This is a genomic window from Acidovorax sp. SUPP1855, assembly GCF_030158955.1.
Taxonomy (GTDB): domain Bacteria; phylum Pseudomonadota; class Gammaproteobacteria; order Burkholderiales; family Burkholderiaceae_C; genus Paracidovorax.
The window spans coordinates 25393-49573 of sequence record NZ_BQXI01000033.1 but is presented as its reverse complement, the minus strand read 5'-3'; the positions used below and the strand labels follow the sequence as shown (position 1 = coordinate 49573).

At 68.1% G+C, this 24181-nt stretch carries 20 protein-coding genes; 13 read left to right on the top strand and 7 right to left on the bottom strand.

Features of this window, described 5'->3' with window-relative positions:
- Positions 1-84: 84 nt before the first annotated feature.
- The 4 genes from AVMA1855_RS22205 to ptsP all read left to right on the top strand — a co-directional run bounded on the left by AVMA1855_RS22205 (position 85) and on the right by ptsP (position 3254).
- Complete coding sequence (locus AVMA1855_RS22205; protein ID WP_284427339.1) at positions 85-630, top strand: hypothetical protein; 546 nt, start codon at positions 85-87, stop codon at positions 628-630.
- 97 nt (positions 631-727) lie between these two features.
- Positions 728-1183 (top strand): PTS sugar transporter subunit IIA, encoded by a 456-nt coding sequence (locus AVMA1855_RS22200; RefSeq protein ID WP_272565817.1) that lies wholly within the window; start codon positions 728-730, stop codon positions 1181-1183.
- Positions 1152-1421: an HPr family phosphocarrier protein gene (locus AVMA1855_RS22195; protein WP_272549631.1), complete on the top strand. Its 270-nt coding sequence runs from the start codon at positions 1152-1154 to the stop codon at positions 1419-1421. The genes AVMA1855_RS22200 and AVMA1855_RS22195 overlap by 32 nt, the downstream gene beginning before the upstream one ends.
- Before the next feature lie 78 nt (positions 1422-1499).
- Positions 1500-3254, top strand: a complete 1755-nt coding sequence (ptsP, locus tag AVMA1855_RS22190; protein ID WP_284427338.1) for a phosphoenolpyruvate--protein phosphotransferase — start codon at positions 1500-1502, stop codon at positions 3252-3254.
- 98 nt (positions 3255-3352) lie between these two features.
- On the opposite strand, the gene AVMA1855_RS22185 is transcribed toward ptsP, so the two are convergent.
- Positions 3353-4162 carry a TorF family putative porin gene (locus AVMA1855_RS22185; protein WP_284427337.1) on the bottom strand — a complete coding sequence of 270 codons (810 nt, stop codon included), beginning with the start codon at positions 4160-4162 and terminating at the stop codon, positions 3353-3355.
- A 312-nt stretch (positions 4163-4474) separates the two neighbouring features.
- Between AVMA1855_RS22185 and kdpF the strand changes: the two genes are divergently transcribed.
- The 7 genes from kdpF (at position 4475) to AVMA1855_RS22150 (ending at position 13934) form a co-directional block, all read left to right on the top strand.
- Positions 4475-4573, top strand: a complete 99-nt coding sequence (gene kdpF, locus AVMA1855_RS22180) for a K(+)-transporting ATPase subunit F (protein WP_272565812.1) — start codon at positions 4475-4477, stop codon at positions 4571-4573.
- Between the two features lies 1 nt (position 4574).
- Positions 4575-6389, top strand: coding sequence for a potassium-transporting ATPase subunit KdpA (gene kdpA, locus AVMA1855_RS22175; RefSeq protein WP_284427336.1), 1815 nt, complete (start codon positions 4575-4577; stop codon positions 6387-6389).
- Position 6390: 1 nt separating this feature from the next.
- Positions 6391-8487: a potassium-transporting ATPase subunit KdpB gene (kdpB, locus tag AVMA1855_RS22170; protein WP_284427335.1), complete on the top strand. Its 2097-nt coding sequence runs from the start codon at positions 6391-6393 to the stop codon at positions 8485-8487.
- 21 nt (positions 8488-8508) lie between these two features.
- Complete coding sequence (kdpC, locus tag AVMA1855_RS22165) at positions 8509-9081, top strand: potassium-transporting ATPase subunit KdpC (RefSeq protein WP_272565807.1); 573 nt, start codon at positions 8509-8511, stop codon at positions 9079-9081.
- A 68-nt stretch (positions 9082-9149) separates the two neighbouring features.
- Positions 9150-11912: a DUF4118 domain-containing protein gene (locus AVMA1855_RS22160; protein WP_284427334.1), complete on the top strand. Its 2763-nt coding sequence runs from the start codon at positions 9150-9152 to the stop codon at positions 11910-11912.
- Positions 11909-12619, top strand: a complete 711-nt coding sequence (gene kdpE / locus AVMA1855_RS22155) for a two-component system response regulator KdpE (protein WP_284413283.1) — start codon at positions 11909-11911, stop codon at positions 12617-12619. The genes AVMA1855_RS22160 and kdpE overlap by 4 nt, the downstream gene beginning before the upstream one ends.
- Positions 12620-12782: 163 nt before the next feature.
- Positions 12783-13934 carry a pectate lyase family protein gene (locus tag AVMA1855_RS22150; protein WP_284427333.1) on the top strand — a complete coding sequence of 384 codons (1152 nt, stop codon included), beginning with the start codon at positions 12783-12785 and terminating at the stop codon, positions 13932-13934.
- 49 nt (positions 13935-13983) lie between these two features.
- Here the strand turns inward: AVMA1855_RS22150 and AVMA1855_RS22145 are convergent, their stop codons facing one another.
- The 5 genes from AVMA1855_RS22145 to AVMA1855_RS22125 all read right to left on the bottom strand — a co-directional run bounded on the left by AVMA1855_RS22145 (position 13984) and on the right by AVMA1855_RS22125 (position 20967).
- The gene (locus AVMA1855_RS22145; RefSeq protein ID WP_284427332.1) at positions 13984-17157 is read right to left on the bottom strand and encodes a CusA/CzcA family heavy metal efflux RND transporter; all 3174 of its coding nucleotides are present in this window, start codon (positions 17155-17157) and stop codon (positions 13984-13986) included.
- Positions 17158-17166: 9 nt separating this feature from the next.
- Positions 17167-18741 carry an efflux RND transporter periplasmic adaptor subunit gene (locus AVMA1855_RS22140; RefSeq protein ID WP_284427331.1) on the bottom strand — a complete coding sequence of 525 codons (1575 nt, stop codon included), beginning with the start codon at positions 18739-18741 and terminating at the stop codon, positions 17167-17169.
- 9 nt (positions 18742-18750) lie between these two features.
- A complete protein-coding gene (locus tag AVMA1855_RS22135) occupies positions 18751-20052 on the bottom strand; it encodes a TolC family protein (RefSeq protein ID WP_284427330.1) in 1302 nt (433 codons plus the stop codon).
- A 105-nt stretch (positions 20053-20157) separates the two neighbouring features.
- Positions 20158-20523, bottom strand: coding sequence for a cation efflux protein, CzcI family (czcI, locus tag AVMA1855_RS22130; RefSeq protein ID WP_284413292.1), 366 nt, complete (start codon positions 20521-20523; stop codon positions 20158-20160).
- 114 nt (positions 20524-20637) lie between these two features.
- The gene (locus tag AVMA1855_RS22125; RefSeq protein WP_284406685.1) at positions 20638-20967 is read right to left on the bottom strand and encodes a DUF4148 domain-containing protein; all 330 of its coding nucleotides are present in this window, start codon (positions 20965-20967) and stop codon (positions 20638-20640) included.
- 165 nt (positions 20968-21132) lie between these two features.
- Between AVMA1855_RS22125 and AVMA1855_RS22120 the strand changes: the two genes are divergently transcribed.
- Together AVMA1855_RS22120 and AVMA1855_RS22115 are read left to right on the top strand one after the other, a co-directional pair.
- Positions 21133-21810 carry a heavy metal response regulator transcription factor gene (locus AVMA1855_RS22120; RefSeq protein ID WP_284406684.1) on the top strand — a complete coding sequence of 226 codons (678 nt, stop codon included), beginning with the start codon at positions 21133-21135 and terminating at the stop codon, positions 21808-21810.
- Positions 21807-23144, top strand: coding sequence for a heavy metal sensor histidine kinase (locus AVMA1855_RS22115; protein ID WP_284427328.1), 1338 nt, complete (start codon positions 21807-21809; stop codon positions 23142-23144). The genes AVMA1855_RS22120 and AVMA1855_RS22115 overlap by 4 nt, the downstream gene beginning before the upstream one ends.
- 45 nt (positions 23145-23189) lie before the next feature.
- On the opposite strand, the gene lipA is transcribed toward AVMA1855_RS22115, so the two are convergent.
- Positions 23190-24170, bottom strand: coding sequence for a lipoyl synthase (gene lipA / locus AVMA1855_RS22110; protein ID WP_284427327.1), 981 nt, complete (start codon positions 24168-24170; stop codon positions 23190-23192).
- Between the last annotated feature and the right edge of the window lie 11 nt (positions 24171-24181).

Genomic DNA, 24181 nt, shown 5'->3' with positions numbered 1-24181 from the left:
GGCAGGGGGCTGCCGAGCGCTCGGATTTCCAAAGGCACGAACAAGCCACGACTGGCCCATGGCGGCTCTCCGGATAATGCACGGATGCATCGCTCCATCGCTATCGTCACCGCACTGACCCTGTGCTTGGCCGGCTGCAGCCCCGCGCTGAACTGGCGCAGCGTGCCACTCGAAAGCGCCGGCCTCACGGTGCTGCTGCCTTGCAAGCCGGATCACGCGACACGTTCGGTGGATCTGGGTGGGCGGCCTGCGGATCTGGCCATGGTGGGCTGCGAGGCCGATGGCGCGACGTTTGCCGTTTCGCACATGGTGGTCGAAGACCCCTCGCAGGCGGGCGCTGTCCTCGCGCAGTGGCGGGCGGCGGTGCTGGCACGCATGCAGGCGCCGGCGGCAGGGGATGCCGAGGCGGGTGCTGTTGCCTTCGTGCCGGCCGGTGCCTTGGCCCTGCCGCAGTCGGTGCGGCTGCAAGCCCAGGGGCGGCGCGGCGACGGCGATACAGTGACCGCGCAAACCGTCTGGTTTGCCCGCATGGAAGGGCGGCAGGCGCGCTTGTACCACGCGGTGGTCTATACGGCCGCCCCGCGCATGGCGGTCGCGGACACGTTCTTTGCCGGACTGGCGCTGCCATGATCGGGGTCGCCTCTCCTTACCCAGGCCTTGCGCGCGGGCTGCGAATGCCCATCGAGGGCTGCACGCGGCGCCATAATGCGGTTCACTCCATTGCCCCATGAGCAGCACGCGCATCCTCATCATCGCCCACTCTCCGCTGGCCCATGCGCTGCGCGAGTGCGCTCTCCATGTGTTTCCCGACTGTGGCGAGGAGGTGCTCGCGTTCGACGTGCATCCCCACACGCCGCCCGAAGAGACCCTGGCCACCGCACGCATCCTGCTGGCCTCGCACGAAGGCGATTCGCCCACGCTGGTGCTGACCGATGTGTTCGGCGCCACACCGTGCAATGTCGCGCAGCGCCTGGTGGATGGCGAGCATTCACGGCTGGTCACCGGCGTGAATCTGCCCATGCTGCTGCGCACCGTGAGCTACCGGCACGAACCGCTGGAGGCGCTCGTTTCTCGTGCGGTGGTCGGCGGTACCCAGGGCGTGATGCAGGTGGCGATCTCGGCCCCGCAGAACCAGATACGACGTTCCCACCATGATCAAGACGACCATCACCATCAGCAATAAGCTGGGCCTGCACGCCCGGGCGTCCGCCAAGCTCACGAAGCTGGCAGGCAGTTTTCCGTGCGATGTCTGGCTGGCCAAGGGCGAGCGGCGCATCAATGCCAAAAGCATCATGGGCGTCATGATGCTGGCCGCCGGGCTGGGCTCGACGGTCGAGTTGGAGACCAACGGCGCGCAGGAGCAGGAAGCCATGGATGCGCTTCGGGCCTTGATCGACGGCAAGTTCGGCGAAGGGGAGTGATGTGCGGGCCGCGCTGATCGCCTGCCGCGCCGCCTGCCAGCCTGCGCGCGCCGCGGGCAGGCCAGGAGCGCCAGCGCCATGACGTTCGCCGTCCACGGTCTGGCGGTCGCCCGCGGCATCGCCATCGGGCGCGCCGTGCTGGTGGCGTCGAGCCGCGTGGACGTGGCGCACTATTTCATCGACGCGGACCAGGTCGGCGCGGAGATCGTGCGCGTGCGCAACGGCCGCAACGCCGTGGTGGAGGAGCTGCAGCGCCTGCAGGCCGAGATGCCGCACGATGCGCCCCCCGAACTGGCGGCGCTGCTCGACGTGCACATGATGCTGCTGCAGGACGAGGCGCTGGTGAGCGGCGTCAAGCATTGGATCACCGACCGCCTCTACAACGCCGAATGGGCACTGACCACCCAGCTGGAGGTCATCGCGCGCCAGTTCGACGAGATGGAGGACGAGTACCTGCGCGAGCGCAAGGCCGATCTGGAGCAGGTGGTGGAACGCGTCCTGCGCCACATGAAAGGCGTGGCCAGTCCGGTGGCGCCGCCGCCCAGCAGCCCGCGCCGCAGCAACCAGCAGGACCTGCTGCTGGACGACACGGTGGACGTGCCCCTCGTGCTGGTGGCCCACGACCTGTCGCCGGCCGACATGCTGCAGTTCAAGAAGAGCGTGTTCGCCGGTTTCGTGACGGACGTGGGCGGCAAGACCTCGCACACGGCCATCGTGGCGCGCAGCATGGACATCCCCGCGGTGGTGGGCGCGCGCGCCGCCAGCCAGCTGGTGCGGCAGGACGACTGGGTCATCATCGACGGCGATGCCGGCGTGATGATCGTGGACCCGTCGCCCATCATCCTGGCCGAATACGGTTTCCGCCAGCGCCAGACCACGCTGGAGCGCGAGCGCCTGTCGCGCCTGCGCCATACGCCGGCCGTCACGCTGGATGGGCAGAAGATCGAGCTGCTGGCCAACATCGAGCAGCCTGCCGACGCGGCCGCTGCGCTGCGCGGCGGCGCTGCGGGCGTAGGCCTGTTCCGCAGCGAATTCATGTTCATGGGACGCAACGGCAACCTGCCGGGCGAGGAGGAGCAGTACCAGGCCTACCGCGAGGCGGTACAGGGCATGAACGGCATGCCCGTCACGCTGCGCACCATCGACGTGGGGGCAGACAAGCCGCTCGACAAAGGCTACAAGGACAGCTACCTGAACCCCGCGCTCGGCCTGCGTGCCATCCGCTGGAGCCTGGCCGATCCGGCCATGTTCCGCACGCAGCTGCGCGCCGTGCTGCGTGCGGCCGTGCATGGCCCGGTGAACCTGCTGTTCCCGATGCTCGCGCACGTGAGCGAGATCCAGCAGACCCTCGCCCAGGTGGAAATGGCCCGCGCCGAGCTGGAGGCGCGCGGCGTGCCGCATGGGCCGGTGCAACTGGGGGCGATGATCGAGGTGCCGGCCGCCGCGCTCATGGTGCGCAGCTTCCTGAAGTATTTCGACTTCCTGTCGATCGGCACCAACGACCTGATCCAGTACACCCTGGCCATCGACCGCGCCGACGAGGCCGTGGCCCACCTCTACGACCCCTTGCACCCCGCCGTGCTGCAGCTGGTGGCCCAGGTGATTGCCGAGGGCGAGCGCCAGGGCAAGAGCGTGTGCGTGTGCGGCGAGACGGCGGGTGACGTCTCCATGACGCGGCTGCTGCTGGGCCTGGGCCTGCGCAGCTTTTCCATGCACCCGGCGCAGATCCTCGCGGTCAAGCAGGAGGTGCTGCGCGCCGACACCCGCAAGCTCGGGCCGTGGGCGCAGGGCGTGCTTGCCTCGGACGACCCGGCCGCGCTGCTGGCCGAATAATTTGCTATAAATTTAATAGCTAAAGAGGCAATGAATCTCCTGGCGTCGGGCCTGTTTGACCAGATGCCGCTGCGCCAGCCTTGCCGGCGGCGCTTCCGTCAGAAAACCTGGGCCAGCGTGACGATGAGGCGCCCTTTGTTGGGCGAGTAGCGCGCGGCATCCGCTGCCGGGCCAGTAGCGGCCGCATAGGCGGCCTGCCGGTTGGCCCCCTGCAATGCCCCAGTGAGCGAGAGCCCGCCGCCGAAGTCGTAGGCCGCACCGACCTGGTAATCGACGTAGCTGGGCCATCCCAGGCGGCGGATGTCTCCGGCCATTCGCGTATAGCCGATGGCGGCCTTCAAGCTGAGCTGCGGGCCCAGTGCGCGGCTGTACGCCAGGTTCACATAGCCCGTGTTGCGCCCCGACAGGCCCGAGCCCGCCCGGGCGCCCGCATAGCCGAAATAGTCGTCCGACACCGTGTGCGAGTACTTGAGCGTGAACGTGCCGAAGGCTTCGTCGGCATGGGTGGCGCTGGCATACAGCTCGGTGGTGTTGCCGCTGCGGTTGCCGGGGTAGAGGTAGGCAAGGGCGCCCACGTCGAGATCGGTGGCACCGGTCTTCCATTTGTAGCCGCCGTAGAGGTCGCTCTCCAGGTGGTTGCCGCGCAGCCAGTTCACGCTGGCGTTCCAGTTGCCGATGTACCAGCCACTGTCGCCGAAGGCGTAGTCGACGCCGCCCTGCACCGCCGGCTTGAAGGCGCCGGTCTTGGCGAACTGGTTCGAACGGAGCATGTCCTGGTCCTGCCCGCGGAACTTGTAGTTCGAGGTGAGGGCGAGGTTGCCTGTGAACTGGGCGTGGGCCAGCAGCGGCAGGGCCGCGCACAGGGCAGCGGCCAGGGGAAGGGCTCTGAAAACGGGGAAAGGGGTCATGGCTTCACGCGGTCGTTGGAAAAGCGCAAAGCGTAGGCAGGCACCCGTAAAAACGGTGTCAAAAGCATGGCACCGCCCATCAAGAATCGGTAACGGCACCCCGCCGCCGTGCATTTTTACGGCACGTTTACGCCCCATGCCCCAGTCTGTGCACCCTTTTTACGGGCACCTTCCGAGAATCGATTCCATCGTTTTGATGCAGGAGTCAGAGATGGACATCGTGTGGATTGCAGCGCTCGTGGCGCTGTGGGTGGCCATGGCGGAGGCCGTGGTGCTGCTGGGCCGGTTCGACGGCCCCAAGGGGGCATCGCGGTGATCGCGCTCGACGTGCTCTACGGCTTCGGCGCCATCGTGGCCGTCGTCCTGTTCGCGTACCTGGTGTTCGCGCTCATCTGCGCCGAGGAGTTCTGACATGGACGCGTCCGCCTGGGGCCTGCTGGCCCTGTTCCTCCTCGTGCTCCTCGTGCTGGCCTGGCCCCTGGGCCGATGGCTGGCCGCGATCTGCGATGGCCGGCTGCCGCAGTGGATGCACCGCGCCGAGTCACCGCTGTACCGCGTGGCCGGCGTGCGGCCCGAAGAGAGCATGCACTGGCGCCACTACGCGCTGGCCTTGCTGGCGTTCAATGCCATCGGTGCCGTGGTCGTGTACGGCCTGCAGCGCCTGCAGGCCTGGCTGCCGCTCAACCCGCAGGGCATGGCCGCCGTGTCGCCCGACTCGGCTTTCAACACCGCGGTGAGCTTCGTCTCCAACACCAACTGGCAGGGCTATGCGGGCGAGGGCACCATGGGCTATCTGACGCAGATGCTGGGGCTGTCGGTACAGAACTTCCTGTCGGCGGCCACGGGCATCGCCGTGGCGTTCGCATTGGCCCGGGGCTTTGCCGCGCGCCGCACCGACGGCCAGGGGCTGGTGGGCAACTTCTGGGCCGACATGGTGCGTATCAACGCCTGGGTGCTGGTGCCGGTGTCTCTGGTGATCGCCGTGTTTCTGGTGGGGCAGGGCGTGATCCAGAACTTCTCGCCGTCCCGGGATGTCGCCACGCTGGAGGCCACGGCCTACCAGAACCCGAAGCTGACGGCCGACGGGCAGCCCGTGAAAGACGCGGCCGGCAACCCGGTGACGGAGAGCGCGAGCACCGCCACGCAAACGCTGGCCATGGGGCCGGTGGCGTCGCAGGAGGCCATCAAGATGCTGGGCACCAATGGCGGGGGCTTCTTCAATGCCAATTCGGCCCATCCGTACGAGAACCCCACGCCGCTGGCCAACTTCGTGCAGATGCTCGCGATCTTCCTGATCCCCGCCGCGTTGTGCTTCACGTTCGGCCGGGTGGTGGGCGATCCGCGCCAGGGCCTGGCGATCCTGGCGGCCATGACGTTGATGTTCGCCGTGGCGGTGGCCGTGGTCATTCCCGCCGAGCAGGCCGGCAACCCGCGCATCGCCGCGCTGGGGGTGGACCAGGCGGTGACTGCACTGCAGTCCGGCGGCAACATGGAGGGCAAGGAGGTGCGCTTCGGCATCACCGCATCGGCACTCTTCGCCGCCGTGACGACGGCCGCCTCGTGCGGCGCGGTGAACGCGATGCACGACTCGTTCACCCCGCTGGGTGGGCTGGTGCCGATGGTGCTGATGCAGCTGGGCGAAGTGGTCTTCGGCGGCGTGGGCACGGGCCTGTACGGCATGCTGGTGTTCGCCATCCTCGCAGTGTTCATGGCGGGGCTGATGATCGGCCGCACGCCGGAGTACCTGGGCAAGAAGATCGAAGTGCGCGAGATGAAGCTCACCTCGGTGGCCATCCTGGTCACGCCCATCCTGGTGCTGGTGGGTGCAGCGGTGGCGGTGATAGCAGAGTCCGGCAAGGCGGGCATCGCCAATCCGGGTGCGCATGGTTTCTCCGAAATCCTCTATGCCCTCACCTCGGCGGGCAACAACAACGGCAGCGCCTTCGCGGGCCTGTCGGCCAACACGCCGTTCTACAACGTGCTGCTGGGGCTGGCCATGTGGTTCGGGCGCTTCGGCGTGATCGTGCCGGTGCTGGCCATCGCGGGCTCGCTCGCGGCCAAGAAGCGGCTGCCCGCCACCGCCGGCACGCTGCCCACGCACGGGCCGCTGTTCGTGGCCCTGCTGATCGCCACCGTGCTGCTGGTGGGCTTGCTCAATTACGTTCCGTCCCTGGCGCTGGGCCCCGTCGTGGAACACCTGATGCTGTGGACCCCAGTGAGGCCCTGACATGACAACCCCCAAGACATCCCTTTCCCTTTCGCTGTTTGATGCGGCGCTGGTCAAGCCCGCGCTGTGGCAGTCGTTCGCCAAGCTCGATCCCCGCGTGCAGTGGCGCAATCCGGTGATGTTCATCGTGTTCATCGGCAGCCTGTTCACCACGCTGCTCTGGCTGCATGCACTCACGGTGCCCCAGGACACGGGCATGCGCCCGGCCTTCGTGCTGGCGATCGCCGTCTGGCTGTGGTTCACCGTGCTGTTCGCCAACTTCGCTGAGGCGCTGGCGGAGGGCCGCAGCAAGGCGCAGGCCGCATCGCTGCGCGGCCTGCGCAAGGACACCTGGGCCAAGAAGCTCGCCGAGCCGCGCCATGGCGCGACCTTCCTGCCCGAGCAGGCCACCAACCTGCGCCGCGGCGACGTGGTGCAGGTGGATGCGGGCGACGTGATTCCGCTGGACGGCGAAGTGATCGAAGGCGTCGCATCGGTGGACGAGAGCGCCATCACCGGCGAATCCGCGCCGGTGGTGCGCGAGTCGGGCGGGGACTTCTCGGCCGTCACGGGCGGCACCCGGGTGCTGTCGGACTGGCTGGTGGTGCGCGTGACGGTGAACCCGGGCGAATCGTTCCTGGACCGCATGATCGGCATGGTCGAGGCCGCCAAGCGCCAGAAGACGCCCAACGAGGTGGCGCTGACCATCCTGCTGGTGGCGCTCACCATCGTGTTCCTCGTGGTCACCGTGACACTGCTGCCGTTCTCGATCTTCAGCGTGGGTGCATCGGGGGCGGGCACGGTCGTGTCGCTCACCGCGCTGGTGGCGCTGCTCGTGTGCCTGATTCCCACCACCATCGGCGGCCTGCTGTCGGCCGTGGGCGTGGCGGGCATGAGTCGCATGATGCAGGCCAACGTGATCGCCACCTCCGGACGCGCGGTGGAGGCCGCGGGCGACGTGGATGTGCTGCTGCTGGACAAGACCGGCACCATCACGCACGGCAACCGGCAGGCGAGTGCTTTCCTGCCGGCGCCCGGCGTGGCCAAGGAGCGCCTTGCGCGCGCCGCCATGCTCGCGTCCCTGGCCGATGAGACACCCGAGGGCCGCAGCATCGTCGAGCTGGCGCGCCGCGGCGGCCTGCCGGAAGAAGCCGCTGCGCCTGGCGTGCGCCTGGTGCCTTTCACGGCGCAGACGCGCATGAGCGGCGTGGACCTGCCCGCCACGGCCGGCGCGCCCGAGGTGGCGTTGCGCAAGGGCGCGGTGCAGGCCATGGTGCGCCACATCCAGGCGCTGGGCGGCAGCGTGCCGGCCGAAGTGGTGCGCGCGGCCGACGACGTGGCGCGGCGCGGCAGCACGCCCCTGGCGGTGGCCGAGGGCGCCCAGGTGCTGGGCATCGTCGAGCTCAAGGACATCGTCAAGACCGGCATCAAGGAGCGCTTCGCCGAACTGCGGCGCATGGGCATCAAGACGGTAATGATCACGGGCGACAACAAGCTGACCGCCGCTGCCATCGCCGCTGAGGCCGGGGTGGACGACTTCCTGGCCGAGGCCACGCCCGAGGACAAGCTGGCGCTGATCCGCCAGTACCAGGCCGAGGGCCGCCTGGTGGCCATGACCGGCGACGGCACCAACGATGCACCGGCACTGGCCCAGGCCGACGTGGCCGTGGCCATGGGCAGTGGTACGCAGGCCGCCAAGGAGGCCGGCAACATGGTGGACCTGGACTCCAACCCCACCAAGCTGCTGGAGGTGGTGGAGACCGGCAAGGCCCTGCTGATGACGCGCGGCTCGCTCACCACGTTCTCCATCGCCAACGACGTGGCCAAGTATTTCGCCATCATTCCGGCGATCTTCGTGTCCACCTATCCGCAGCTGGCCGCGCTCAACGTGATGCGGCTGGCGAGCCCCTCCTCGGCCATTTTGTCGGCGGTGGTGTTCAACGCGCTGGTGATCGTGTTCCTGATCCCGCTGGCGCTCAAGGGCGTGCGCTATCGCCCGGTGGGCGCCGCCGCGCTGCTGCGCCGCAACCTGGCGATCTATGGCCTGGGCGGGCTGGTGGTGCCGTTCATCGGCATCAAGCTCATCGACTGGGCGTTGGTGGCCGTGGGCCTCGTTTGAACTGTGCAAGGAAGCATCGACATGACCAAAATCCTCCGTCCCGCGCTGACCCTTTTCGTGCTGCTGAGCGTGATCACGGGCGTTGTCTATCCGCTCATCGTCACGGGTGTGGCGCAAGCCGCGTTTCCGCAGCAGGCCGCAGGCAGCCTGGTGCTGCGCGGCGGGCAGGCCGTGGGCTCGTCCCTGATCGGGCAGAACTTCACCGACCCGAAGCACTTCTGGGGCCGCCCCTCGGCCACCGCGCCCATGCCCTACAACGCCAGCGCGTCGGGCGGCTCCAACCTGGGCCCGCTGAACCCCGCCCTCACGGAAGCCGTCACCGCGCGCGTCCAGGCGCTGCGCGAGGCCGATCCTGGCAATGCCGCGCCCGTGCCGGTGGACCTGGTCACGGCCTCCGCCAGCGGGCTCGACCCGCACATCAGCCCCGCCGCCGCGCGCTACCAGGCCAGTCGCGTGGCCAAGGCGCGGGGCTGGCCGGTGGAGCGCGTGCAGGCCCTGATCGACGCGCACACCGATGCCCCGTTCCTGGGGCTCCTCGGCGATCCGGGCGTGAACGTGCTCGCCCTGAATCTCGCGCTCGATGCCGAGCGGTGAGACCCATGGCGCTTGCGCCGATCCCGGCGCAACGCCCGCCACAATAGGGCCCGCACGTTCCTTCGCCCATGCCTGACATCGCCCGCCCGGACCCCGACGCGCTCATCGCCCAGATGCGCGCGGAGGAAGAGCGCACCCAGCGCGGCAAGCTGCGCATCTACTTCGGTGCCAACGCGGGCGTGGGCAAGACCTGGTCGATGCTGAGTGCGGCGCAGCGCGAGCGCAAGGCGGGGCGCGACGTGCTCATCGGGGTGGTCGAGACCCATGGCCGCAGCGAGACCGCCGCGCTGGTCGAGGGCCTGCCCGTGCTGCCGCTGCGCAGCCTGGACTACCGGGGCCGCCAGCGCACCGAGTTCGACCTCGACGGTGCGCTGGCGCGCCAGCCGGCCGTGCTGCTCGTGGACGAACTGGCGCACTCCAATGCGCCCGGGTCCCGGCATGCCAAGCGGTGGCAGGACGTGCAGGAGCTGCTCGCCGCCGGGATCGAGGTGTGGACCGCGCTCAACGTTCAGCACCTGGAAAGCCTGAACGGCACTGTGGGCGCCATCACCGGCGTGCGCGTGCACGAGACCGTACCCGACACGGTGCTGGACGAGGCCGACGAGGTGGTGCTGGTCGATGCCACACCGGACGAACTGGCCGCGCGCCTGGCCGCCGGCAAGGTCTACCTGCCGCAGCAGGCCGAGCGGGCGGCGCAGAACTTCTTTCGCAAGGGCAACCTGATCGCGCTGCGCGAGATCGCGCTGCGGCGCACGGCCGAGCATGTCGAGGACGACGTGCGCGGCTGGCGCGTGGAGCAGTCCGGCGCGGGCGGCGACCGCGTGCCACCGGCCTGGAACACCTCCGGCGCCTTGCTGGCCTGCGTGGGGCCCGGCGAGGATGCCGCCCAGACGGTGCGCACCGCGGCGCGGCTGGCCGGCCAGCTCAATGTGCGCTGGCACGCCGCCTATGTGGAAACGCCGCGGCTGCAGCGGCTCGATGCCCGGCGCCGGGACCGCGTGCTGGCCGTCCTCCAGCTGGCGGAGGGCCTGGGCGCGGAAACCGCGGTGCTGACCGGTGGTGAGGTCGCTCCGGTGCTGGCGGAGCATGCGCACCGGCTCAACTGCGCCACGCTCGTTGTCGGTCGCCCGGCCCAGGCCGCCGGCTGGCGGCGCTGGTGGCCCGCACGGCCCGTGGCGCAGGTCCTGGCCGCTGCGGCCCCGGCCCTCGACATCGTGGAGGCCGGGCGCGCCGGCAGTTCGCGGCGCCTGGCGCAGGCGGACTGGGGGCGGGCCGGCACCGAAGCGCTCGACAGCGAGGAGCGCCAGCCGGCCCGCTGGCCGGGCTTCGTGTGGTCACTGGCCGTGAGCGTGGCCGTCACCCTGCTCACCCACCTGCTGTCCGGGGTGTTCGAGCTGGCCAACATCGTCATGCTGTACCTGCTCGGGGTGGTGGGCGTGGCCATGCGGTTCGGCCGGGCGCCGGCGGCCCTCGCGGCGCTGGTCAACGTGCTGGCGTTCGATTTCTTCTTCGTCTCGCCGCGCATGTCGTTCGCCGTGAGCGACGTGCAGTACCTCGTCACCTTCGGGGTCATGCTCATGGTGGGGCTGCTGGTGGGGCAGCTCACCGCGGGGCTGCGCTTCGCGGCGGGCGTGTCGGCGAGCCGCGAGCGGCGCGCGCAGTCGTTGTTCGACCTCACGCGCGAACTGTCCGCAGCGCTGCAGGTGGAGCAGATCACCGCCATCGGTGCTGCCGCGGTGCAAAAGCATTTCGGCGGGCGCGCGGCGGTGCTCGCGCTGGACGAGAGCGACCGCCTGGCCATGCCCGAGGGGCTGCCACCCGGATTCGACGCGAACGTGGCCGACTGGACGCTGCGCCAGGGCCAGAGCGCCGGCCTGGCCACGGCCACGCTGGCCGCACAGACCTGGCGCTATGTGCCGCTCAAGGCGCCCATGCGCGTGCGGGGCGTGCTGGCGCTGGAGCCTGCGCAGCCGCGCTGGCTGCTGATCCCCGAGCAGGCGCAGCAGCTCGATACGCTGGCCCGGCAGATCGCCATCGCCCTGGAGCGGGTGCACTACGTGGACGTGGCGCAGCGCGCGGTGGTGGACATGGAGTCGGAGCGCCTGCGCAATGCCCTGCTGGGCGCCATTTCGCACGACGTGCGCACCCCACTCACGGCGCTGATCGCGCTGGCGGAATCGCTGCCCGCGCAGTCGGCCGAAGGCCAGGCCGAGGCCGGCCGCGCCATCGTGGCGCAGGCCCATCAGCTGCACGCGCTGGTGAGCAACCTGCTCGACATGGCACGGCTGGAGAGCGGCATTGCCGGCGGCAGCGTGAACCTGCGGCGCGACTGGCAGTCGGTCGAGGAGGTGGTGGGCACCGCGATCCGGGCGGCACGCCCTGCGCTGGGGCGCTTGCCGGTGGTCACGCACCTGCCGGCGGACCTCCCTTTGGTGGAATTCGATGCCGTGCTCATCGAGCGGGTGCTGGTCAACCTGTTGGAAAACGCCGCCAAATACGGCGCCCCGCCCATCGAGGTGTCCGCCAGCACCACGCCCAGCACGCTGCGGCTGACCGTGCGCGACCATGGGCCGGGCCTGCCGGTCGCGCTGCGGGGGCAGGAGCACACGCTGTTCGAGAAATTCACCCGTGGCCAGTCGGAGTCGGCCACGCCCGGCGTGGGCCTGGGGCTGGCCATCTGCAAGGCGGTGGTGCAGGCGCACGGCGGCGACATCTCCGCCGCCAGCGCCGAGCGCGGCGGGGCGGAGTTCACCGTGACCCTGCCGCGGCGCGACGAGCCCCCGCTTCCCCTGGACGAACCCTTGGAGCCCGGTGCGCCGGAAACGCCATGACCCTGGCCTTGCGAACGGTGATCGTGATCGAGGACGAGCCGCAGATCCGCCGCTTCGTGCGCAGTGCGCTCGAAGCCGAGGGTTGGCTGGTGCATGAGGCGGCGACGCTGCGAGAGGGGCTGTCGGCCGCCGGCACGCGGCAGCCGGACCTGCTGGTGCTCGATCTGGGGCTGCCCGATGGCGATGGCGTGGGGCTGATCCGCGACGTGCGCAGCTGGTCGGCGGTGCCCATCATCGTGCTGTCGGCCCGCACCGACGAGGCCGACAAGATCGCGGCCCTGGATGCGGGCGCCGACGACTACCTCACCAAGCCGTTCGGCACCGGCGAGCTGCTGGCGCGTGTGCGCGCCAACCTGCGCCGCCCGCGCGCCGCCAGCGGCAACGGCCTTACCCCGGTGGCCGAGGAGCCCGTGTTCCGCTTCGGCGACATCGAGGTGGACCGGAACGCTCGGGTGGTGCGGCGCGGCCATGCCGAGGTGCACCTCACGCCCACCGAGTACCGCATGCTGTCCGTGCTGGTGGCCAATGCCGGCCGCGTGATCACGCAGCGGCAGCTGCTGCGCGAGGTGTGGGGCCCCATGCGTTCGGACCAGAACCACTACCTGCGCATCTACATGGGCCACCTGCGCCAGAAATTGGAGGCGGACCCGGCCCAGCCGCGCCATCTGCTGACCGAGACCGGTGTGGGGTATCGGCTCGCCGTGTGAGCCCCGCATCCACGGGCCGAGTTCGCCTGTCCGGCAGGTGCTTCGGGTGGGTGCGACGAAGACAGGGCTGCGCGTTGCCACAGTCACGGGGTGAATGGCCGTCCCCGCGCCAGAGGGGCCGGGGTTCGTGGCGCTCTGTTCTTCCGATCCAAAGGACTCCATCGTGATTCAACGCTCTCTCGCTGCACTCTTGATCGCCGCGCTGTCCGGCGCGGCGCATGCCGACAACACCACCGACACGGCACCGCCCGACGGCTGGGCCAGCCAGGGCGGCGGCACCACGGGCGGCGCGGGCGCCACGGCGAAGTACCTGAGCAAGGTCAGTTCGCCATCCCAGTTGAATGCCGCGCTCAGCGCGGGCGGTGCCCAACCGAAAATCATCGTGGTGTACGGCACCATCGACATGGCCGCCGCGGACAACGGAGGGCCTTTCACCAGCCGGGCCGATCAGGCTGCGCGCAACCTCATCACGATTCCGAGCAACACCACGTTGATCGGGGCCGGAAGCGATGCCCGGATCGTCAACGCCTCGATCCTGATGAAGCGGGTTTCCAACGTCATCCTGCGCAATCTGACCATCGTCGCTCCCTGCGATCTGTCGCCGGTCTGGAGCAGCAGCGAGGGGCGGTGGAACTCCGACTTCGATGCGGTCACGATCTACAGTTCGCAACGCATCTGGGTGGACCACAATCGGTTCACCGACGCGCCCGTCACCGACGATCAGGCACCCATCGAAAAGGGCCAGCCCCAGCAATGCCACGACGGTGCGCTGGACGTGATCCACGCGAGCGACTACGTGACGGTGTCCAACAACGTGTTCGACCGGCACGACAAAACCCACCTGGTGGGCGCCTCGGACAGCAGCACCGACGAGGAGGGCCATCTCACGGTGACCTTCCACCACAACCTCTACAGCCAGGTCGTGGAGCGCGCGCCCCGCGTGCGTTACGGCAGGGTCCACGTGTACAACAACTACTACACCGGCAGCAAATCGGACGCACCCTACAAGCACAACTACAGCCTGGGAGTGGGCTACAAGGCGCAGATCCTCTCGGAAAACAACGTGTCCGAGGTGCCCGGCGCGGCCACCTGCGCCGATGTGGTGAAGAACCCCGGTGCGGCTTCCAGGACGGGCACCATCCGCGATACCGGGTCGCTGCTCAACGGCGTTGCGCTCGGTCTCGCAGCCCAATGCGGCTTTGCTGCAGCGGGCTGGACGATTCCTTATGCGGGCGGATACACCCTGGACGCCGCCTCGAGCGTCAAGGCGAAAGTGCTGTCCAACGCAGGCCCCGGCAAGCTGACGGTGAACTGAGCGAGGCCCGCCGGCCCGCCCGCCCGCAGAGGCCGGCAGGCGGGCGTGCTCAGGCCGTAGACGGCAAGTGGGCGGCGGCTTGGGCATCCTCTTCTTCGCTGCGCCGGTGCACGATCCGGTACAGCAGCGGCAGCACCAGCAGCGTGAGCGCGGTCGAGGACAGGATGCCGCCGATGACCACCGTCGCCAGCGGCCGCTGCACCTCTGCTCCGGTGCCGGTGGCAATGGCCATGGGAACGAAGCCCAGCGAGGCCACCAGCGCCGTCATGAGCACGGGCCGCAATCGGGTGAGCGCCCCCTCACGGATGGCGGCGTCCAGCGGCATGCCGCCTTCGCGCAGGCCGCGGATGAAGGAGATCATCACCAGCCCGTTCAGCACGGCGACGCCCGACAGCGCGATGAATCCGACCGCGGCCGAGATCGAGATCGGGATGTCGCGCAGCCACAGCGCCACGATGCCGCCGGTGAGGGCGAACGGGATGCCGGTGAACACGACCAGCCCGTCCTTCACATTGCCGAACATGGCGAACAGCAGGGTGAAGACCAGCAGCAACGCGACCGGCACGACCACCTGAAGGCGCTGGGTGGCCGACTGCAGGTTTTCGTACTGGCCGCCCCAGGCGGTCCAGTAGCCCGCCGGGATCTGGACGGCTTGCATGGCCTGCTCCGCCTCGGCCACGAAGGAGCCCAGGTCCCGGCCCCGCACGTTGGCACTCACGACGATGCGGCGTTTTCCGTCCTCCCGGCTGACCTGGTTGGGGCCCGGTGCCAACTGCAGCGTGGCCACTTCGCTCAGCGGGATGAAGCGGACGCGGGCGTCCGCGGCGTCGCCGCCGCGAGGCAGTGCGACCGGCAGGCGCTGGATGGCCTCCAGGTCGGTCCGGATGTGCTCCGGCAGCCGCACGAGGATGCCGAAGCGCCGATCGCCTTCGAAAAGGGTGCCGGCCTCGCGCCCGCCCACGGCAATCGACACGGCCTCCTGGACATCGCCCACATTCAGTCCGTAGCGGGCGGTCTTGGCGCGGTCGATGTTCACCGTCAGCACCGGCAGGCCGCTCGTCTGCTCCACCTTGACCTCAGTGGCGCCATCGATGCGGTTGAGCACTTCTGCGACCTTCTGGGCGGTCTGGTCGAGCACGGCCATATCATCTCCGAAGATCTTCACCGCCACATCGCTGCGCACGCCGGAGATGAGTTCATTGAACCGCAACTGGATGGGCTGTGAGAACTCGTAGTTGTTGCCCGGCAGTTGCTCCACCTCGGCCTGGATGGCCGCAAGGAGCTGTTCGCGCGACCGGGCCGGTGCAGGCCAGGTGTCCTGCGGCTTGAGCATGATGTAGGCGTCCGAGATGTTGGGCGGCATCGGGTCCGACGCTATCTCGGCCGTTCCGGTGCGGGCAAAAACCCGCTCGATCTCGGGAAACTTCGCCTTCAGCGTGCTCTCCAGATGCTGCTGCATCGCCACCGACTGCGACAGGCTGGTGCCGGGAATGCGCAACGCCTGCATGGCGAAATCGCCCTCGCCCAGGCTGGGCGCGAACTCGGTGCCCAGGCGCGTTGCCAGCAGGCCGGACAGCAGCACGGCCGCGAGTGCCAGTGCGATGACCACGGGCTTGGCGCCCATGGCGCTGTCCAGCAGCGGCGCGTAGGCGCGGCGGGCCCAGCCCATGAGCCGGTTTTCCTTCTCGCCCACCGTCTTGCCGATGAACAGCGCCACGGCGGCAGGAATGAAGGTGACCGACAGCACCATCGCACCGACCAGCGCGATGACCACCGTGAACGCCATCGGATGGAACAGCTTTCCCTCCACCCCGGTGAGCGCGAAGATCGGCAGGTACACGATCATGATGATGAGCTGGCCGAACAGCAGCGGCCGCCGTGCTTCCTGCGACGCCGCGAATACTTCGTGAAAACGCTCCGCCCGCGTCAGCGGCCGGCCCTTGTGCTGCTGTGCGTGGGCCAGGCGCCGCACACAGTTCTCAACGATCACCACCGCGCCGTCGATGATGATGCCGAAGTCCAGCGCACCCAGGCTCATCAGGTTGGCACTGACCTTCTGGTTCACCATGCCGGTGAAGGTGAACAGCATCGACAGCGGTATGACCATGGCCGTGATCAACGCCGCGCGGATGTTCCCCAGGAAGAGGAACAGGATCACGATCACCAGCACCGCGCCCTCGAAGAGGTTCTTCTTCACGGTGGCGATGGCCTTGTCCACGAGCACCGTGCGGTCGTACACCGTCACCGCATGCACGCCGGCGGGCAGGGTCCGGTTGATCTCCTTCATCTTGCGGTCCACGGCCTGGGAGACCGTGCGGCTGTTCTCGCCGATGAGCATGAACACCGTGCCCAGAACGACCTCTCGGCCGTTGTCGGTGGCGGCGCCGGTGCGCAGTTCCTTGCCCAGCCCGACCTCGGCCACATCCCTGACGCGCAGCGGCACGCCGCCCGCGTTGCCGAGGATGACGTTGCGCAGGTCGTCCATCGACTGCACCTGCCCGGGAGCGCGGATCAGGTATTGCTCTCCGCGGCGCTCGATGTACCCGGCTCCCACGTTCGCGTTGTTGCGTTCGAGCGCGGTGACCAGGTCCCCCATCGTGAGGCCATGCGCCAGCAGCTTGTCGGGGCTGGGGGCGATCTGGTACTCCTTGGCATACCCGCCGATCGAGTTGATCTCGGTCACGCCGGGCACGTTGCGCAGCTGCGGCTTGATGATCCAGTCCTGGATCTCGCGCAGGTCCGTGGAGGTGTAGGGTTGCCCATCCGGCTTGCGGGCTCCGTCCTGGGCTTCCACCGTCCAGAGGTAGATTTCCCCCAGGCCTGTCGATATGGGGCCGATGACCGGGTGAACGCCCTCCGGCATCTGGCCGCGGGCCGACTGGATGCGCTCGTTCACGAGTTGCCGTGCGAAGTAGATGTCGGTGCCGTCCTGGAAGATCACGGTCACCTGCGACAGCCCGTAGCGCGACAGCGAGCGGGTCTGCTGCAGCCCGGGCAGCCCTGCCATGACGGTCTCCACGGGAAAGCTCACGCGCTGCTCCACTTCCAGGGGGGAGTAGCCGGGCGCCGCGGTGTTGATCTGCACCTGGACGTTGGTGATGTCCGGCACGGCATCGATGGGCAGCTTCTGGTAACTGTAGAGGCCCAGGGCCGCCATGCCGAGCACGGCCAGCATCACGAGCCAGCGTTGCGCGATGGAAAACTGAATGACACGTTCAAACATGGGCCACCTTCAGTGCGAGTGCGACGCCGAGCTCTTGCCCTGCTGGGATTTCACGACGAAGCTGCCTGCCGCGGCATAGGCCGTGCCGGCCGCCAACCCTTTGACGACCTCGACCCGCTGGCCATCCGTGCGACCCAGTTGAACCGCCTGGGCAATGAAGCCGCCCTCGGCCCGGACGAAGACCACGGTTTTGTCATCGACGGTCTGCACCGCATCGGTCCGCACGGTGACCGGCGGTGTTGCTTCGGACGACACCAGCTCGACCTCCACGAACAGTCCGGGCCGCCAGACCTTCTGCGGATTCGCCACCGCCACGCGGGCCGTGGCCATGCGCGTCTGCGCGCCGATCAGGGCGCCGACATAGGAGACCTCGCCCTCCGCCTTCGCATCGAACGCGGTGGAGCGCACGGTCACCCGCTCGCCCACCCGCACCAACGGCAAGTGTTGCGCGGCCACGCTGATTTCGGCCCACACGGTGGACAGGTCGGAGAGGGTGAAGACATTCGCGTCCTCCTTCACGGACTCGCCCAGCGACAGGTGCTTTTCGACCACCATGCCGTCGAAAGGTGCGCGCAGTTCATAGCGGCCCAGGGCCGATGCGGCAGGCGTGGCACCGATGGCAGAGAGCTTCTGCTGTGCATTGGCGACCGCGATCTGCGCTTCGCGCAGGGACTGCTGCGCCTGCAGGTAGTCCTGCTCCGGCGCGATTTTTTCCTCCCACAGCTTCTTCTCGCGCTCGTACGTGGTCCGGGCCAGTTCGGCCCGGCGCTGTGCGGTCTGCAGCTCGCTGCGCTGCTCTGACAGCGCCGGGCTCGACAGCACGGCCAGTACCTGCCCCTTGCGGACCTGTTGGCCGAGCTGGGCCGAGACGCTTTCCACCACGCCCGCCAGCCGCGGCACCACGTGGGCGGTGCGGTCCTCGTTGAATTTGATTTCACCCGGCAACTGCAGCGTGGCGCGGATGCGCGCGGGGCCCGCGGTGTCGATCGCAATGCCGGCGGCCTTGGCCTGCGCTTCTGTCAGGGGAATTTTTCCTTCTTCCTGGTGCAGCGTGAAGGTGTGTGCACGGCCGTCCTTCTGAACGGAGAGGGCGATCTCGAACACATGCGGCTCCTCGATGGCCTGCTCGCTCTTCAATCCCTCGCCATCGGCGGTGAACGACAGCGTTTCCCGTTCCCCTCCCGGTCGCGTCAGCGTGGCGGACAACTGGGCGGCATCCGCTTTCACCGGCTTGCCTTGCTCGGAAAGCCAGACTGCGAGATGCGGGGTGCCGCCGTCTTCCAACACTTTCGCCTCGAGGCTGAAGCCGTCTTCCGTGAATCGCTGGCCGCCATGCGGGCCCTTGGCCGCTTCCTCCTCTGCATGGGTGTCCCGGCTGGCGCTTTTCTCACCGGGGGAGCCATGGGACGCTTCCTCCGCGTGGGGCGCATGGCCATCTGCTTCGGCGTGGCTACCCTGGGAGGAGGCGGGGCTGCCCCGCAGGATCAGGGCGCCGGCGATCAGCGTGACCACCAGAATGGCGGCCACCACCCACCATTGGCGCTTGCCGGCTTTGCCGGTCGATGGGTTCAGTCGTTTGTTCATGGCGGACTTTCAGCGGGCAAATGAAATGGGGGAGGGCAGGTCGTCGCCGGCATGCCCCAGCAGCCGGTCCAGGTCGCTGGCGGCGCGGTGCGCGGCGGCCAGGGCGCGCAGCGTCTGCGTGCGCACCTGCAGCAGCGTGCGCTGTGCATCAAGGGCTTCCAGAAAACTGAACTTGCCCAGTTCGAACCCTTTGGTCGCGGCCTGGTAGGCGCTCTCTGCGCCGGGAAGGGCGTCGCGCTGCAGTGTTTCGGCCTCGAGACGCGATGCGTGGAGGGTCTCCAATGCCGCTGCCGCTTCGGAGGCCGTGCGCAGTTCGGTGGACAGCAGTTCGTCGCGCGCCTGCTCCTCGCGGTTCAACGCTTCGGCCAGGTTGCCCTGGTTGGTGTCGAAAATGGGCAGGGGAATGGACACGCCCACCACCCACTGGTTTCCGCCCACGTCGGGGCTTCGCTTGCTGCCCAGCGTCACTGCGATGTCAGGCACCCGCTTGGCCTGCTCCAGGGCCGTGAGCGCGCTGCGCCGATCGACTTCCAGCCGTGCCTGAACCAACGCGGGTGCACCATGCATCCGCTGCTCGATCTCCAGGCTGGACGGTGGGGTGGGCAAGGCATCGAGCTGTCCCACGGCATGGGCGAAGGCGGGCTTCGGATTGCCCCACAGCGTGGCCAATTGCTGCCTTGCCGTCCGCAGTGCACCCTCGGCCTGCAGGCGCTCCACCTGCACGCCGGACTCGGCCACCTTGGCCTTCGTTTCTTCCAGGGGCGAGACCTTGCCGGCCGCCACCCGGTTGGCCGCGGCATGCACCGCCCGCTGTGCCAGCGTGACTGAGTCCTGGGCCATGCGGACGCGCTCCTGCGCGGCCAGGACTTCGAAGAAGGCGGTGATCACGCCCGCGCGAAGCTCCGATCTGCGCGCCATGGCCGCGGCGGCGGCCTGGTCCCGCGCCCGCTCGGCGGCTGTGATGCGGGCGGCTCGCTTGCCGCCCAGCTCGATCGGCTGGCTGATCTGCACGGTCGTCGTGCGGCGCTCCTGCCGCAGGTCTTCCACCGTGGTCTCCAGCACGGGATTGGGCCGTGCGCCCGCCTGACGGATGGCAGCATCCGCCGCGTCGCGCGCACGCGCCACGGCGGACAGGTCGGGGTTGTTCTGCCATGCCAGTGTCACCGCGGTGGCAAGGCTCAAGGGCTCGGACGATTCCACGGTGCGTGGCTGCACTGTGGACGGGGGAGGAAACGGGGTGGTCTGGCTGTGCGAAAAGACCGGAAATGCCGCGAAAGCCATGGCGGCCAGCGACACGAAATGCCTGTGCATCGAATTCTCCTGGGTTGCAACAACAACGGGCGGACGAATTCGGCGAGAGTTCTCAGCGAAGGGCTGTGATCAAAGAGGGAAGGCCGTGCCGTGTCTCTCGCCGAATCAGGCGAGCGCGGGCCAGGCAGGGCGCGTGGGAATGCCTCCCACGTGGGAGCGATAGGACTCGGTGAAGGACGGGGGCCGGGCGGCGGGCCCGGTCGTGGCCGCTACGTTGGCGGTATGGGCCAGGGGCTGCACCGTGCAGGTGTGGCAGGTCAGGCAATCATTGTCCGGACCTCCCGGCAAGGGGTCCGAGGGCGTATCGGTGTCTTGTGCCGACGCACTGGTGGCCGCGACGTGGTGGTGTTCGTGGTGCCCGAAATGCGAGGCGCTGGCATTGCTTTCGTGCTGGCAATAGCCTGCGGCGGCCGCCCAGCTCAGCTGGAACGGCATCGCGAAAAGCAAAAGAATCATCAGCCAGCGGCGCATCGGGCGGCAGTATATCGGTGGGCCGCAAGGGCCTGACACGGGGCTGGGCATTGCCCGAAGCCTCCGGGTGGTCAGGCGCCCTGCATTGGCATTTGCATGGGTGCGGAGGCGGGCTCAATGGTCGCCATAGCGCAGCAGGTTGCCCTTGGCGGCGCGCTCGGCCTCCAGGCGCACTTGCTCGCGTGTCAGCGCGCTCGGGGCATTGGCCTCCTTGCGAGGCACCTCCAGGCCCCACTGCATGGCCACCAGGGTGCCGTCGGTGCGGGCAGTGGCCAGCTCCGACAGGACCTGCGCCCGCGACTTTGCCTGGGCGGCATGCTGCGGATGCACGGTGTAGCCGGCTTCGGTGGGCGCGCTGTGCAAGGTGCTGGCCGCCGAAGCGCTCAAGGGCACCCATGCAGCCGACATGGCGGCGAACAGAAAAACGGCGGGGGAACGGGTCATGGTCAATCTCCTGGGTTGGGCATCCGGCCCGAACCGCCGGACCGGGATGCAGCCGAACGTTGTGCCGGCGTGAAGTCACTGTAAAAACCCAGTCGGCCGATTCACCGACGGCAAGATGACGAATTCGTCATCTTCCAATCGGTCCCCGGGCGATACGATGGCCCGATGCGCATACTGGTCATCGAAGACGAGCCCAAGCTGGGCGATTACGTCAAAAAAGGCTTGGAAGAAAACGGCTACGTAGTCGACATTGCCAGGGACGGCATCCAGGGTCGGTACCTCGCCACGCAGGGCGATTACTCGGTCATCCTGCTCGACGTGATGCTGCCCGGGGTGGATGGTTTCGGCGTGCTGGCCGCCATTCGGCAGGGCAAGGACGTGCCCGTATTGATGGTCACGGCCCGCGATCAGGTCGAGGATCGCGTCAGGGGTCTGCAGCAGGGCGCTGACGACTATCTGGTCAAGCCCTTCGCGTTCTCCGAACTGCTGGCGCGGGTGCAGGCCCTGCAGCGCAGGGGGCCGCTGCAGGAGCACACCGTCTTGAAACTGGCCGACCTGGAGCTTGATCTGGTTGCACGCAAATGCCACCGTGAAGGCGTGCGGATCGACCTGACCGCCAAGGAGTTCGCCTTGCTCGCCTTGCTGATGCGCCGCCAGGGGCGCGTGCTCTCTCGAACGACGCTCGCCGAACAAGTGTGGGACATGCACTTCGACAGCGAAACCAATGTGGTGGAGGTGGCCGTGCGACGCCTGCGCAGCAAGCTGGACGATCCGTTTGCGCGACGGCTCTTGCACACGGTGCGCGGAATGGGTTACGTCTTGGAGGATCGGGGACCGCCATGAGTCCTTTCCCGTCATCGATACAGCGTCGGTTGTCCGTTTGGCTGGCCCTGCAGACGCTGATTGGCCTCAGCGTGCTCTGCGTCTCCGTCTATGTCGTCACGGCGTGGAATTTTCGACAGAAGGCGCAGGAAGAGCTGGACCAGCAGGCGCGACTGGTATCCCATCTGCTGAACGAGCGCAGCCAAGGGGGCGGCGCGCTGTCCTTGCAGCACAAGCTGGAAGATTACTTTTCCTCCCATGGCAACGTGAGCGTGTCCATCGGCCGCGATGGCGCGCAGTTGTTCAGTTCTACCCCGGCCACTTCGGGCGAATGGGTCTGGGCCGATCACCGGGTGGCACCGCACGACAGCGGCTCCTCCTTCAACGTGCGCATCGGCATCGACACCACGCAGGACGCGCGCCTTCTGCGCCGGCTGGGCGGGACGTTGGCCTTGGCCGTGGTGCTGGGCACGCTGCTGGTCTCGCTGACGGGGGCGCTGCTCGTGCGCCATGGCCTTCGGCCGCTGCGCAAGTTGGCGGAGCGAACCGCCCGCATCACGCCGGACGCTGCCAGTGTGCCCATTGATCCTCTTGAATTCGCCCAGGAGCTTCGTCCCTGGATCGTGCAATTCAATGCGCTCATGGCCCGGGTCGAACAGGCTTATTCGCAGTCCAAGGCCTTCAATGCCGATGTGGCCCACGAGTTGCGCACGCCCCTGGCGAACCTCATTGCCTCGGCGGAGGTCGAGCTGGCCCGCCCTCGCTCCGCCCAGGACATGCAGTTGCTGCTGGTGTCGAACCTGGAAGAGATCCGGCGGCTCTCAGGCATCGTGGCCGACATGTTATTTCTGTCGCGGGCCGATCGCGGAGAGTTCTTGCGCTCACGGCAGCCGGCCCGCCTTGCAGAGCAGGCCTGCGCCGTGCTGGAGTTCCATGAAGCCTTGATGGAGGAGGCTGGATTACGGGGCACGGTCGTGGGGGATGCCACCGCAGCGGTGGACGTGCCGCTGGTGCGCCGGGCCTTGTCCAACCTGTTGGGCAATGCCATCCGCTATGCAGCGAAGGACTCCACCATCGTCGTGGCCATCCGCCCGTGGGGCGACGGCGCGGAGATCACCGTTGAAAATGAGGGCCCCCGCATCGCACCGGAGGCGCTCGACAGGCTGTTCGAGCGCTTTTACCGGGCGACATCGGCCCGCGATGGTTCGGACCAGCACCACGGCCTCGGCTTGGCCATCGTGGACGCCATCGCGCGAATGCATGGCGGAAAAACCTTTGCCAGCAGCACGGCGCAGGTCACGCGCATCGGCTTCACCGTCAGTGCATCGCCCGCAGAACCGCCCGCGACGTCCTGAGTTGCGGGCTTCAACCGGAGGCCTTCCGTTGCTCCGATCCGGGTGTTACACGCCGGCCGCGTGCGCCTGCTGGTCTGCATGGTAGCTGGAGCGAACCATCGCACCCACCGCCGCGTGGCTGAAGCCCATTTCGTAGGCTTTTTCCTCGAACATCTTGAAGGTGTCCGGGTGCACGTATCGGCGCACCGGCAAATGGCTGTTGGAGGGCGAGAGGTACTGGCCGATGGTCAGCATGTCGATGTCATGCGCGCGCATGTCGGACATGACCTGGAGGATCTCCTCGTCCGTCTCGCCCAGGCCCACCATGATGCCGCTCTTGGTCGGCACGCCAGGATGCAATGCCTTGAATTTCTTGAGCAGGTTCAGGCTGAACTGGTAGTCGCTGCCGGGCCGGGCTTCCTTGTACAGGCGTGGTGCCGTCTCCAGATTGTGGTTCATCACGTCGGGCGGCGCGGCCTTGAGGATCTCCAGCGCGCGGTCATCCCGTCCGCGGAAGTCCGGCACGAGGATCTCGATCTGGGTGGAGGGGGAGAGAGTGCGGATGTGCTGGATGCACTCCACGAAGTGCCCGCTGCCGCCATCGCGCAGATCATCGCGGTCCACGCTGGTGATCACCACGTACCTCAGCCGCAACTGAGCGATGGTCTTGGCCAGATTCAGTGGCTCGTCCTTGTCCAGTGGGTCGGGCCGGCCATGCCCCACGTCGCAGAACGGGCAGCGGCGCGTGCACTTGTCGCCCATGATCATGAACGTGGCCGTTCCCTTGCCGAAGCATTCGCCGATGTTGGGGCAACTGGCTTCCTCGCACACCGTGTGCAGCTTGTTCTCGCGCAGGATGTCCTTGATCTCGTAGAAGCGCGTGGTGGGACTGCCCGCCTTCACCCGGATCCACTCGGGCTTCTTGAGCACTTCGCCTTGCTCGACCTTGATCGGAATGCGCGACAGCTTGGCGGCTGCCTTCTGCTTGGCCAGCGGGTTGTAGGCAGCGGTGGTTTGCGCTTCGCGCACGACTTCAGGAGTGCTCATGGCAGGGTAGT